Source organism: Pseudarthrobacter lactosi (genome assembly GCF_055412785.1).
This window is the reverse complement of record NZ_JBVAYS010000001.1, coordinates 848,319-860,612: the sequence shown is the minus strand read 5'-3', so window position 1 is coordinate 860,612 and position 12,294 is coordinate 848,319. Positions and strand designations below refer to the sequence as shown.

At 66.4% G+C, this 12,294-nt stretch carries 12 protein-coding genes; 7 read left to right on the top strand and 5 right to left on the bottom strand.

The features are described 5' to 3' along the window. The first annotated feature begins 23 nt into the window (after positions 1 to 23). On the top strand, positions 24 to 596 hold the full coding sequence (locus ACZY0Q_RS03945; RefSeq protein ID WP_463914898.1) for a DUF6993 domain-containing protein: 573 nt from the start codon (positions 24 to 26) through the stop codon (positions 594 to 596). 46 nt (positions 597 to 642) lie between these two features. Then, positions 643 to 2,325 (top strand): energy-dependent translational throttle protein EttA, encoded by a 1,683-nt coding sequence (gene ettA, locus ACZY0Q_RS03940; RefSeq protein WP_058932192.1) that lies wholly within the window; start codon positions 643 to 645, stop codon positions 2,323 to 2,325. A gap of 176 nt (positions 2,326 to 2,501) precedes the next feature. On the opposite strand, the gene ACZY0Q_RS03935 is transcribed toward ettA, so the two are convergent. Then, positions 2,502 to 3,440, bottom strand: a complete 939-nt coding sequence (locus tag ACZY0Q_RS03935; RefSeq protein ID WP_463914895.1) for an acyl-CoA thioesterase — start codon at positions 3,438 to 3,440, stop codon at positions 2,502 to 2,504. Positions 3,441 to 3,503: 63 nt separating this feature from the next. Here ACZY0Q_RS03935 and ACZY0Q_RS03930 point away from each other — a divergent pair, with 63 nt between their 5' ends. After that, positions 3,504 to 4,160, top strand: coding sequence for a DUF8185 domain-containing protein (locus ACZY0Q_RS03930; RefSeq protein WP_463914894.1), 657 nt, complete (start codon positions 3,504 to 3,506; stop codon positions 4,158 to 4,160). Positions 4,161 to 4,220: 60 nt separating this feature from the next. Here ACZY0Q_RS03930 and ACZY0Q_RS03925 read toward each other — a convergent pair whose 3' ends face one another. Both ACZY0Q_RS03925 and ACZY0Q_RS03920 read right to left on the bottom strand, forming a co-directional pair. Next, complete coding sequence (locus tag ACZY0Q_RS03925) at positions 4,221 to 4,673, bottom strand: globin (RefSeq protein ID WP_463914893.1); 453 nt, start codon at positions 4,671 to 4,673, stop codon at positions 4,221 to 4,223. 4 nt (positions 4,674 to 4,677) lie between these two features. Continuing rightward, a complete protein-coding gene (locus tag ACZY0Q_RS03920) occupies positions 4,678 to 5,385 on the bottom strand; it encodes a mechanosensitive ion channel family protein (RefSeq protein ID WP_463914891.1) in 708 nt (235 codons plus the stop codon). A 120-nt stretch (positions 5,386 to 5,505) separates the two neighbouring features. Between ACZY0Q_RS03920 and ACZY0Q_RS03915 the strand changes: the two genes are divergently transcribed. After that, positions 5,506 to 6,513, top strand: a complete 1,008-nt coding sequence (locus ACZY0Q_RS03915; protein WP_463914889.1) for an NAD-dependent epimerase/dehydratase family protein — start codon at positions 5,506 to 5,508, stop codon at positions 6,511 to 6,513. Between the two features lie 7 nt (positions 6,514 to 6,520). On the opposite strand, the gene ACZY0Q_RS03910 is transcribed toward ACZY0Q_RS03915, so the two are convergent. Together ACZY0Q_RS03910 and pepN are read right to left on the bottom strand one after the other, a co-directional pair. Then, positions 6,521 to 6,994 (bottom strand): OsmC family protein, encoded by a 474-nt coding sequence (locus ACZY0Q_RS03910; protein WP_463914887.1) that lies wholly within the window; start codon positions 6,992 to 6,994, stop codon positions 6,521 to 6,523. Between the two features lie 10 nt (positions 6,995 to 7,004). Beyond that, entirely contained in the window at positions 7,005 to 9,572 is a 2,568-nt protein-coding gene (gene pepN, locus ACZY0Q_RS03905) for an aminopeptidase N (RefSeq protein ID WP_463914885.1), read from the bottom strand. A gap of 110 nt (positions 9,573 to 9,682) precedes the next feature. On the opposite strand from pepN, the gene ACZY0Q_RS03900 reads away from it, so the two are divergent. The 3 genes from ACZY0Q_RS03900 to ACZY0Q_RS03890 all read left to right on the top strand — a co-directional run bounded on the left by ACZY0Q_RS03900 (position 9,683) and on the right by ACZY0Q_RS03890 (position 12,237). Then, positions 9,683 to 10,714, top strand: coding sequence for a hypothetical protein (locus ACZY0Q_RS03900; protein WP_463914883.1), 1,032 nt, complete (start codon positions 9,683 to 9,685; stop codon positions 10,712 to 10,714). A gap of 75 nt (positions 10,715 to 10,789) precedes the next feature. After that, positions 10,790 to 11,284, top strand: coding sequence for a ribose-5-phosphate isomerase (locus ACZY0Q_RS03895; protein ID WP_463914882.1), 495 nt, complete (start codon positions 10,790 to 10,792; stop codon positions 11,282 to 11,284). After that, on the top strand, positions 11,284 to 12,237 hold the full coding sequence (locus ACZY0Q_RS03890) for an Fpg/Nei family DNA glycosylase (protein ID WP_463914880.1): 954 nt from the start codon (positions 11,284 to 11,286) through the stop codon (positions 12,235 to 12,237). Before ACZY0Q_RS03895 ends, ACZY0Q_RS03890 begins: the two co-directional genes overlap by 1 nt. The last annotated feature ends 57 nt before the right edge of the window (positions 12,238 to 12,294 follow it).

The window sequence follows — 12,294 nt, the reverse complement described above, 5'->3', positions numbered from 1 at the left end:
CGGCCGCGTGGCAGAATGGCGGCATGAATCGCGCGACGGACACCCGGCAGGCAACCCCGATCACCAGCCGGACCAACCGTTCCCGGCGGGTTGGGTCACGTGCGGGTCGGGCGCCCTTGGCGCTCGCCGGAAGCCTCCTGATGGTTTTGGCACTCACAGCCTGCACCGGCAGCTCCCCAGCAGGGCCCGGTTCAACTGGGGCCGGTCAGGGCGCTGCCATCCCCAGCGAAGTAGCAACTCCCTCTTCGCCGGCCACCACCGGAACAACGCAGCCGGCCGCCACATCCCCGGCGGAGGATCCGGCCATCGCTGTCATGAAAAAGACCGTAGCGGATGCCCTCGGCAGGCTGGCGGCGGGGACACCAAAGCCAGCCACAGCCCAGGTGACCGATGCCCTGACCGGGGCCGGGATTGCCCCCGCGGCCCTTGAGGTGTCGGCCAGCCGGACGCCTACCGGGCTGGAAGCGGATGCCATTGAAGCCGCAGTCTTACAGGGCACCAACTGCGTGGTGGGACAGGTCCGCGACGGCAGCGTCACCGTCATCGTTCTTCCGGTCCTGGCCGGCGGCAAGTGCTTCGTGGGTGCGGCGGCCTGACACCTCGAATGTGAGTTAAGCCCGCCAACCCACTAGATTTGGAACCATGGCGGAATTTATCTACACAATGACCAATGCCCGCAAGGCAGTTGGCGAAAAACTCATTCTTGACAACGTAAGCATGTCGTTCTTCCCGGGCGCCAAAATCGGTGTTGTTGGCCCGAACGGTGCCGGTAAGTCCACCATCCTGAAGATCATGGCCGGACTGGACATCCCCTCCAACGGTGAGGCCCGGCTCAGCCCCGGCTACACCGTGGGGATCCTGTTGCAGGAGCCTCCCCTGAACGAGGAAAAGACTGTCCTGGGCAATGTCCAGGAAGGTGTTGGCGAGATCTACGGGAAGATCCAGCGCTTCAACGAGATCTCCGAGGAAATGGCCAGCCCCGACGCTGACTTCGACGTGCTGCTCGAGGAAATGGGTCAGCTGCAGGAAGCCATTGACGCCGCGGAGGCTTGGGATCTCGATTCCCAGCTTGAGCAGGCCATGGACGCCCTCCGCTGCCCGCCTGCGGACGCGGACGTGACATTGCTCTCCGGCGGTGAGCGCCGCCGTGTGGCCCTCTGCAAGCTCCTGCTGCAGAAGCCTGACCTCCTGCTCCTGGACGAGCCCACCAACCACCTGGACGCCGAGAGCGTGCTGTGGCTGGAACAGCACCTCTCCAGCTACGCCGGCGCAGTCCTGGCTGTCACCCACGACCGGTACTTCCTGGACCACGTCGCCGAATGGATCGCCGAGGTTGACCGCGGCCACCTGTACCCCTATGAAGGCAACTACTCCACGTACCTGGAGAAGAAGCGGGCCCGCCTGGAAGTCCAGGGCAAGAAGGACGCCAAGCAGGCCAAGCGCCTCACCGAGGAACTCGAGTGGGTACGCTCCAACGCCAAGGGCCGCCAGACCAAGTCCAAGGCCCGTCTGGCCCGCTACGAGGAGATGGCAGCCGAGGCTGACCGGACCCGCAAGCTTGACTTCGAAGAGATCCAGATTCCGCCGGGCCCGCGCCTGGGCGGGCTGGTCCTGGAAGCCAGGAACCTGCAGAAGGGCTTCGACGACCGCACCCTGATTGACGGACTGTCCTTCACGCTTCCCCGCAACGGCATCGTCGGCGTCATTGGCCCCAACGGCGTGGGCAAGTCCACGCTGTTCAAAACCATCATTGGCCTGGAGCCTCTCGACGGCGGCGAGCTGAAGATCGGCGATTCGGTCAAGATCTCCTACGCTGACCAGAGCCGCGGCGGCATCGACCCGAACAAGACCCTGTGGGAAGTTGTTTCCGACGGCCTTGATTACATCCAGGTGGGCCAGGTTGAGATGCCGTCCCGTGCCTACGTTGCCGCTTTCGGCTTCAAGGGCCCGGACCAGCAGAAGAAGGCCGGGGTGCTCTCCGGTGGTGAGCGCAACCGCCTCAACCTTGCCCTGACCCTCAAGCAGGGCGGTAACCTGCTGCTCCTTGACGAACCCACTAACGACCTCGACGTCGAGACACTCAGCAGCCTTGAAAACGCGTTGCTGGAGTTCCCCGGCTGCGCTGTAGTGGTATCGCACGACCGCTGGTTCCTGGACCGGGTGGCCACGCATATCCTGGCCTACGAAGGCGACGAGGAAAACCCCGCCAAGTGGTACTGGTTCGAGGGTAACTTCGAATCCTACGAGGAGAACAAGGTAGAGCGGCTCGGACCCGATGCGGCCAAGCCGCATCGCGTGACGCACCGCCGCCTCACCCGCGACTGATCGCAAACAAAGGCCGGCACGCCGTCAAGGGTGCCGGCCTTTCTGCTGCCCGCCAGCTGTCTGCCTGCCGGAAGCCAGTCAGCAGGCAAACCAGTCAACGCAGGAAAACCCCGCCCGGAAATATTTCCGGGCGGGGTTGCCTGCATCAGGGGATGCCTTGGTGGGGGACCGACGAATCAGGCCTGCGCCGTGTTCCTGCTCTGCAGTCCTTCGGGCACCCGCAGCATGCCTTCTTGCGCCACCGTTGCTACGTGCACCCCGCTGCGGTCGAAGATCTTGCCCGTGGCCAGCCCGCGTGCACCCTGGGCGCTCGGCGATTCCTGCACATACAGCAGCCAGTCATCAACCCTGACGGGCCGGTGCCACCACATGGCGTGGTCCAGACTGGCCACGCTCATGCCCGGAGTCATCCAGGGCAGGCCGTGCTTGCGAAGGATGGGCTCCAGGAGGGTGTAATCGCTGGCGTAGGCCAGTGCCGCCCGGTGCAGATTGGGGTCATCGGGCAGCGGACCCAGGGTCTTCATCCACACGGCGTTCGTGGCCACCTTCTCCTCGGGGGCCGAGACGTACAGGGCGGGGTCGATGTGCCGCACGTCGAACGGCCGCTCGGACGACATATGGCGGGCCAGGGGGTGGTCAAAGCGGGCGAGCAGATCGGCCGTGCTGGGCAGCGACTCCGGATCCGGCATGCCCGCCGGCATGGTGGACTGATGGTCCAGGCCGTCGTCCTCGTGCTGGAACGAGGCGATCATTGAGAGGATCGGGACCCCGTCCTGGTACGCGTGGACGCGGCGGGCTGAAAATGACCGGCCGTCCCGGAGCCGCTCCACCCCGAAAGTGATGGGCTTGTTGGCGTCGCCGGCCCGGAGGAAGTAGCCGTGCATCGAGTGGGCCACTCGGTCCGGCTCCACGGTCCTCATGCCGGCCATCATTGACTGGGCCAGCACCTGGCCACCGAAGACACGGTGCCGTGGCTGCCTCTGGGAGGGTCCGAGAAAAATGTCTTCATCCGTCCGGGCGCCGTCAAGGCTGCCCAGATCGAGCAGTCCGATCAGGGTATCCATGGGGTCATCGATGGCGGCCTCTTCGTCAAGGCCGGTGTACGCGTCAGTCATGGTTTGACTCTAGACGCCGCCCTGCCGCTGCTCAACCGGGCCTCAGCCGGTAGTGTTCTTAATGTGTCTGACCTACTTACGAAGTCCTTCCGGTTCGCCGACCCGCGTGATCTCGCCGATCTGCGCACGTTTACTACCCGTGCCAAGACGGTCGACGACGGTGCCATCCGGCTTCAGGCCGCAGGTTCCGTTCTCGCAGCCTACGTGTGCGTGCTGCGGCCCCGCCTGCTGGGCGAATCCACCCCCACCATCCTGGGCCTGCGCACCATGGCGCTGGCGGAACCGTCAGCGATCGACGTGACGGTGCCGCTCTCAGCCGTCCTGGACCGGCTTGCCAGGGCAGGAGAGGACGACGTCGAGCTGTCAGTTCCGCCGTCTACCGTCACCGAATCGTGGACGGGCGTCGGCGCACCGCGCACCGGCTGGGAGCTGGTGGGTGTGTTGTCGGATGCCGAACTCCGGCGCGCGGCTGAAGCTGGCATCACCGAAGTGGCGGGCATCATGCCCGCCCAGCCGGGGGCACTGATCGTCAACAACGCACGCGCCGCCGTATGGGGCCGGGCCCTTGATGACTCCGGCATCCCGGCAGGAGCAGCCTTCGCCGCCCTCACCCTGGGTTTCCTCGCCGACGGGGACCAGAAGCTGTACCGGGCAGGCCGCTGGTTCCGCCTCAGCGGTCCGCGCGGCCACGTCCTGGCACGGACCGGCAGCGGCCTCTAGTACCCGGCCAGCCGTCGTCGTACGCGCTAAGTCTCCAGCCCCGCAGGACGGACTCGGGCCTCAGGCGTCCGAGGGGCTGTTCACCATGGACAGCGCGGCACGGTCCATGTAATCCCAGAGCGTTCCCTCGTACAAGGGAGGCAGTTCCAGGGCGTCGACGGCCGTCCGCATGTGGAACAGCCAGCGGTCCTTGGCCTCGGGGGTTACCCGGAATGGCATGTGGCGCATCCTCAGTCGAGGGTGTCCGCGTTCTTCGCCGTACGTGGTGGGGCCGCCCCAGTACTGCTCCAGGAACATCAGGAACCGCCGCTTGGCCGGCTCCAGGTCCTCTTCCGGGTACATCGGGCGCAACAGCGGGTCCGTGGCGACGCCGTCGTAAAAGACATCGATTAGCTTGACGAACGTCTTGTGTCCGCCCACGGCATCGTAGAAGTTCTCCGTGTAGCCGGGCTGGCTGAAGGGATCGTTCTGCATGAGCTGGCGTGGCTGCTGCGGCTCGGCGGGTATGGTCATGTCTCTATTCTCCGGCCTTTTGCTCAGTCTTTTTCGCCTCGGTGGCAGGCGCACTCAGGGCAGCGTCCTGCCCAGCGACCGGCAAGTCCGGCACCGACACGTCCGCTACCGGCACGTAGTTGCCCTGCGAACGGTTGCCGACACGAAGGATCTCTCCATTGCGGAGGTACCAGACGGCGCCGTCCTCCGAGCGGACCCGGGTGATGCGCAGCCCCATGGACTCCACCACGCCCACCACTTCACTGGTTTCGATCACGTCGCCGATCCCGTACTGGTCCTCAATGGTGATGAAGATGCCCGCGAGGAAGTCGCGGATCAGCTGCTGGGCGCCAAAGCCGATGGCGATACCCAGGATTCCCACGCTGGTCAGCAGCGGTGCGATGTTGATGTCCAGGTTCTGCAGCACATACATGGTGGTGATCACGGCCACCAGGACTCCCACGATGCTGTTGAGCAGGGAACCGATGGTTTCCGCCCGCTGCACGCGGCGTTCATGATCCAGGGCCCGGAGGGCGGGGGCAACCCACTTGAAGTGCGGTTTCTTGAAGAAGTTGGTACCGGACGCCACGCGCTTGCTGATCCGGGAAATTACGAAGGTGGCCACAAGCCATATCGCGATTCCGACGCCAAGGCTGATCACAATGCCCGTGATGCTGACGCCGTTGGGCTGCGAGGTGAGGGGCGGGGGTGTAATCGACATCGTGCTGAACATAGAGGCAAAACTCCTTGGGGGTCACCGGCGGCGGCCGGGGGATGACGTCGGCCCATGCACAGGTTCGCCCGCGGCATAAGGCTCTGTTCTCTTTCAACCCTAGCGCCGTAGCGTGGCCCCATGCGCATCCTCATTCTGGGCGGAACCGCCTTTCTCTCCTCTGAAATCGCCCGGCAGGCCGTTTCCGCAGGTCACACAGTCACGTGCCTGGCCCGCGGATCGGCGACCGAGCCGCCAGACGGTGTCCAGTGGGTAAAAGCGGACCGTTCACTCGGCGCGAACAGCTACGCACAGGTGGTTGGGGACTGGGATGCGGTCATTGACGTGGCCCGCCATCCTGTTCCGGCCACGGAGGCGCTGGCCGCCCTGGCCCACCGGACTGCCCACTGGACGTTTGTGTCCAGCTGCTCCGTCTACGCAGACCATTCGACGCCGGGAGCGGCTGAGGACGCTGCCCTGCTGGCACCGCTGACCGCCGGCACAGAATCCACCCCGGAGAACTATGGGGAATCCAAGTCGGCGATTGAACAGGCCACCTTGGAGGCAGCGGGGGACAGGGCCCACCTCTGCCGCGCCGGCCTGATCAGCGGCCCCGGCGATGGGACGGACCGCTACGGCTACTGGCCTGCACGGTTTGCCCGGGACAACACGCCGGCCGTGGTCCCGGCCATCGACGGCCACGCCACGCAAGTGATTGATGTGCGGGACCTCGCGGCCTGGGTACTCGATGCTGCCCAGCGTGGGGTGACGGGGCCGCTGAACGCCGTGGGCGAGCAGGTGCCCTTTGGCGAGTACCTCGAGGCGGCCAAAACAGTGGCCGGGTACCAAGGCGAGGTCCTGAAGGCCCCGGAGGATTGGCTCGTGGAGTCCGGGATCGACTATTGGGCCGGACCGGACTCCCTCCCGCTGTGGCTGCCGCCCGGCCACGAAGGGTTCTGCAACCGCAGCAACTACGCCGCCAGGGCCGCCGGGCTCGCAATACGGCCTTGGCAGGAAACGCTGGCGGCCACGCTTGAGGACGAGCGCCGCCGCGGCCTGGACCGCCGCCGGAAGGCAGGGCTCGGGCCGGCCACCGAAGCCCGGCTGGCCCAGGAACTACTGGCTGGTGAAGTACTGACCGGCCGGTGACTGCGTGTCAGGCCACCGCAGTCACAGGTAAATGATGCACGGGGAAGTTGACGCTCCGGGCGATGAAACAGACCGCGTTGGCTTCGCGGTGCAGCTGTTCGGCCAGATCCACATGGGCCGCGTCCACTACGGTCACCCGCGGGTGCAACGTGACGGACTCAAACTGCCCGCTACCATCGCGATTCAGGCGCATCAGACCGGTGGCGTCGTCCTGATAGTCGGTCACCACAACCCCGTGCTTCACGGCCACATGCAGGAAGGACAGCATGTGGCACTGCGCCAGCGCCGCCAGGAGCAGCTGCTCCGGGTTGTAGCGGTCACGATCCCCATGGAACGTCGGATCGGCCGAGCCGGGCAGGACCGGCAGCCCGGGGATCCGGACGTCGTGGTCCCGTGAGTAGCCACGGTACGACGACGTGCCGTCTCCCAGGTTGCCGGTCCACTGCACCGTCAGGGAATAGTGGTGCTCGCCCAGGCTCATGGCGCGTGGCCTACAGCTCGCCCGGCAGTACGTCGGCCGCGCGTGCCCGCAGGGCCCGGGCCACGCCGTCGCGGTTTTCCAGCATCATGCGGCGCAGGGCGGCGCTGTCCGCCGGAAGGCCGGCGAGGAAAGCATCCGTCCGATCCACCGTTGCCTGCGTGGTCAGCAGCGCCGGGTAAAGCCCGACGACGATCTGCTGGGCGAGGGCGTGCGTGCGGTTCGCCACGATCCCGGGAACAGCCTTGAAGTACTTTTCCGCGTACGGCTCCAGCAGTGAACGGTCCAGCACCCGCATGAAGCCGTTGACGGCTGAACCCTGGAGCGCATTGGAGAGTTCTCCCGTGACCACGATCGAGTCCCAGGCGGCGGCCTTGGCTTCGGCGGTGGGGATGGCAGCCGTGGCCAGGGCCGCGGCGTTCTGTCCGCTCGCGGTGTTGTCGCGGTCCAGTTCGGCGTCGATCTCGGCCTGGCCCAGCCGGCCACCGGCCACCAGCGACGCCAGCAGCTCCCAGCGGAGGTCCTGGTCCACGGCCAGCCCGTCCAGGGTCATTGTGCCGTCCAGCAGCCCGGCGACGGTGTCCAGCTGGCCTGAGCTGCGGGCCAGCAGGGCAAACGACTTCACAAACTGCAGCTGGGCGTCGGACCCGCCAAGTGCAGCGCTGGCAAGGTCCCACAGCGTGTCCACGGCGGCGACAGCAGTGGCCTCGCGGTGTTCCTCAGCGACGTAGAAGTTCAGGGTGGTGGCCAGCTGGCGCAGCTGGACCAGGATCACCGAAGAATCCGATTCCGCGGCCACGTTGGCCAGGATCAGTGCCACGTACCGGCGCGCCGGGGACTCCCCGTCGCGGGCAGCGTCCCAGGCAGAGTTCCACACCAGGGTGCGCGGCAGGCTCTCGCTGAAGTCCTTCAGATGCGCCGTCGCCGTGGCGAGGGACTTCTCATCCAGCCGGACCTTCGCGTAGGCGAGGTCGTCGTCGTTGACCAGGATCAGGTCTGGCTGGGCCAGGCCCGCTAGCGCCGGCACCTCCGTGCGCTCGCCGTCGACGTCGAGCTCCACACGATGCACGCGCTCCAGCCTTCCAACGCTGTTCAGGTTGTAGAAGCCAACGGCGAGCCGGTGCGGACGGATGGTGGGCCACTCCTCGACAGCTGACTGCACGATGGTGAAGGATGTCAGCGTCCCGGCGTCATCCACGGCGAGCTCCGGCTTGAGCGTATTGACGCCGGCAGTCTCCAGCCAGAGGCGGCCCCACTGGTCCAGGTCGCGGCCGCTGGCCTTCTCCAGCTCCACCATGAGGTCGCTGAGCTCGGTGTTCTGCCACGCGTGCTTGGCGAAGTACTCCCGGACCCCGGCCATGAACTGCTCCGGCCCTACCCACGCCACCAGCTGGCGCAGGACAGAGGCGCCCTTGGCGTAGGTGATGCCGTCAAAGTTGACCTCCACGTCCTGCAGGTCGCTGATGTCGGCGAAGATCGGGTGCGTGGTGGGCAGCTGGTCCTGGCGGTAGGCCCAGGACTTCTCCACCGATGCGAAAGTGGTCCACGCGCTGGTGAAGGACGTGTTTTCCACGGCGGCGAGGTGGGACATGTATTCGGCGAACGATTCGTTGAGCCAGAGGTCGTTCCACCAGCGCATGGTCACCAGGTCGCCGAACCACATGTGCGCGAGTTCGTGCAGCACAGTGATGGCCCGGCGCTCGATCTGCGCCCCGATCACTTTGCTCCGGAAGACGTAGCCTTCGAGGATGGTCACCGCGCCGGCATTCTCCATGGCGCCCGCGTTGAACTCCGGCACGAACAGCTGGTCGTACTTCTCGAACGGGTACGGGAAGCCGAACTGCGCCTCGAAGAATTCGAAGCCCTGGCGGGTCAGGTCAAAGATGTTGTCCGCGTCGAGGTACTGCATCAGGGATTTCCGGGCAAATACTCCCAGCGGGATCACGCGGCCGTCGGAACTGGTGACCTCGGACCGGACAGCCTGGTACGGGCCGGCGATCAGGGCGGTGACATAGGAAGACAGCCGCGGTGTGGGCGTGAACGCCCAGACCGAGCGGGCGCCGCCGTCGTCCCCTGGCGTGGCCTCGACGGGGGCCGGGGTGGGGGAATTGGAGATGACATCCCAGTGCGAGGGTGCCGTGACCGTGAACCTGAAGGTGCCCTTGAGGTCGGGCTGCTCAAACACCGCGAACATGCGGCGCGAATCGGGAACCTCGAACTGCGTGTACAGGTACACCTCGTTGTCCACCGGATCCACAAAGCGGTGCAGGCCTTCGCCGGTGTTCATGTACGGCGCGTCGGCCACCACCGTGAGTTCGTTGGCGGCGGCCAACCCGGGGAGCTGGATCCGGATGCCGTCGGACACCGCGGCAGGGTCCAAAGCGCGTCCGTTGAGCGTGACGCTGTGCACTGCGTCGGTGACCGCATCGATGAACGTGGCGGATCCGGGCACTGCCGTGAACTTCACCGTGGTGGTGGTCCCGAACACCTTCTCGCCCCTGGTCAGGTCCAGAATGACGTCGTAGGAGTCAACGTTGATGAGTTCGGCACGCTCGCGGGCTTCGGCGCGAGTCAGGTTCATACCTGGCAAGTGGGGCCTCCAGAAGGGGTTGCGGTTGCCGGCGGGCGGTGGCCTGCACCGGCACAGTGAAGTCATTCTGTCACGGCGCCCGGCGGGAGTAGCGTTAATGCATGGGAAAGTTCCGGGATTCAGTGGATACCAAGGCACTGCGCTTCGTGGTGGGCTTTCCCGTGGTCCTCGCGGCGGCTTTTGTCTTCTGCGCGTTTTTGCTGCGGCCCGATCTTCCGGACCCGGTAGCGGTGAGCTGGACGGACGACGGCGGCGCCGCCTTTGCCCCGTTGGGCGCCTATGCGGCCGGTGGCGCTCTCCTCATCCTTGCCTCAGGCTGGTTGGTGCTGTCCCAGGCGGTACAGCTGTCCCGGCCCGCTGTGATGCGCCGGATCATGATGGGCACGGGACTGTTCCTGAGCCTGTTCATCACCAGCGTCCTGGCGGCAGGGCTGGTGGGCCAGGCCGGCCTCGCCGACGCCCGGGAGTCCCGGGTGGATCTCACGGTCCTCGCCCTCGGGAGCGGGGCGGCGTTGTCGCTGGGCGTCATCATCGCGTTCGTCTTCAAAGCCGACGCGCGGTGGTCGCCCGAGGATGACCGGGCCCTGGAACTGGCTCTTGTCCGCGAACTTGACCCGGAGCTCGCCGGAGACACTTTCCGGATGTGGGTGCACGCCCGCAGCTCCGTGTTTGTGATGATCGCGGTGGCCAGCCTGTTCCCCGCCGCCCTGATCGCCGCGGCACTGCCATGGCTCGGGGCCCTGATGGCTGCCCTCGCTGTGCTGGCCGCTGCCTTCCTCTGCGCCCGCGTCAAAGCCGACCGCCGCGGCCTTCGCGTCCTGGTGGCCGGCGTACTGCCGGTGATGGCCGTGCCGGCAGCCGCGATTTCCACTGCCAGCGCCGCGGACGTCCGCGCTTCCGACTACGGCGGGTGGGGCTACCGCAACCACAGCGGTACCGCCGCGATGCTGGTCAGCAGCGGCCCCGCCGTCGTCGTTCATCAAACAGATGGGCGCAACCTTGCAGTCAGCGGCGGTAGCCCCGCATCCGCGGCCCGGCTGGCAGAAGTCCTGACCCGGGTGGCGGCGAGGGCACGGCGTAGTACCTCCGGCGGGGATGCCCCCGGCGAACGCGCCCCTGGGGCTGAGTCCTAGTATTCTTGTCCCTGATGATCTGACCCTGGCCTGAACCAGCCCCGCTGGCCTGCGCCGAAACGAACGGATAATGCTGTGACTTCTTCCCCTGCCTTCCCGCGGGTACACATCGCCACCGACCACGCAGGCATGGAACTCAGCGCCCACCTGGTCCACCACCTCACGGCCAAGGGCTACGACGTGGTGGACCACGGCCCCAAGGAATACGACGCCCTGGACGACTACCCGTCCTTCTGCATCAACGCTGCGCTCGCCGTCGTTGCTGACCAGCAGGCAGGTATCCATGCCCTGGGCATCGTCCTGGGCGGCTCGGGCAACGGGGAACAGATTGCGGCCAACAAGGTCAAGGGGGTCCGCGCTGCACTCGCCTGGAACCACTCCACCGCCACCCTGGCGCGTGAACACAACGACGCCAACGTGGTGGCCGTGGGCGGCCGCCAGCACACGGTTGAGGAAGCAACTGAACTGATCGAGGCCTTCCTGGCTGAGCCCTTCAGCAACGACGAACGGCACGTCCGCCGCATCGGCAAGATCGCGGCTTACGAAACCACCGGCGAGGTCATCGAGTAGTGCCCGAAGGGCATTCCGTCCGCCGCCTGGCGCAGCAGTTCGCGGACGTTTTTACCGGGGAGTCACTGGCCGTCAGCAGTCCGCAGGGCCGGTTCGTTGCCGGCGCAGCCCTGCTGGACGGCCAGGTCCTGACGGCTTCTCGAGCCCACGGCAAGCATCTCTTCCTGCACTTTGACCACGCCGTGGTGCTGCACGTCCACCTGGGGCTCTATGGTGCTTGGGACTTCGGCGGCGACGCGACCTTCAACGGGGCCTCCAGCATCGGCGCGCCGCGGAAGATCGGGGAGCGCGAGGTCTTCGACGACGCCGAAATTTTCGACGACGCCGGGACCGTTGAGTACGCAGGTCCGCCCGAGCCCCGCGGCGCCGTGCGCGTCCGGCTGGTCAGCCGCCATGGCTGGGCAGACCTTCGCGGTGCCACCACCTGCGCGGCCATCACCGAGGCTGAAGCGCGCGCCGTCCTGGCCCGGCTGGGGCCGGATCCGCTGCACAACCGTCCCGCGGACAAGACCCGCTTTGTGACGGGCCTTTTGTCCCGCAAGACGCCCATTGCAGCGCTGCTGATGGACCAGAAGGTGATTGCCGGCGTCGGGAATGTCTACCGGGCAGAAGTGCTGTTCCGGCAACGCTTGGATCCGTGGCTGCCGGGCACTGCCCTTTCCAGCAGCGCCGCCGGCCTGTTGTGGGATGACACGGCCGCCGTAATGGCCGACGGCGTCCGCGATGGTCGGATCATCACCACGCCGCAGGCGTATTGGGAGCCGGATCGCACGGAGCCAGATTACGGGGAGCCAGATTACCGGGAGCCAGGGGCGGTCCTGCCCTCGGGCGGCGATGCCCACTTCGTGTACAAGCGCGAAGGGCAGCCCTGTCGGGTCTGTGCCGTGCCGGTGGCCATCACGGAAATGGTGGGCCGCAAGCTGTACTGGTGCCCCGGCTGCCAGCAGCGGTAGCCAACTGACGGCGGTAGGCAACAAAGTCAGCAGACTTCTAAGTCTGCCGAACGAAAA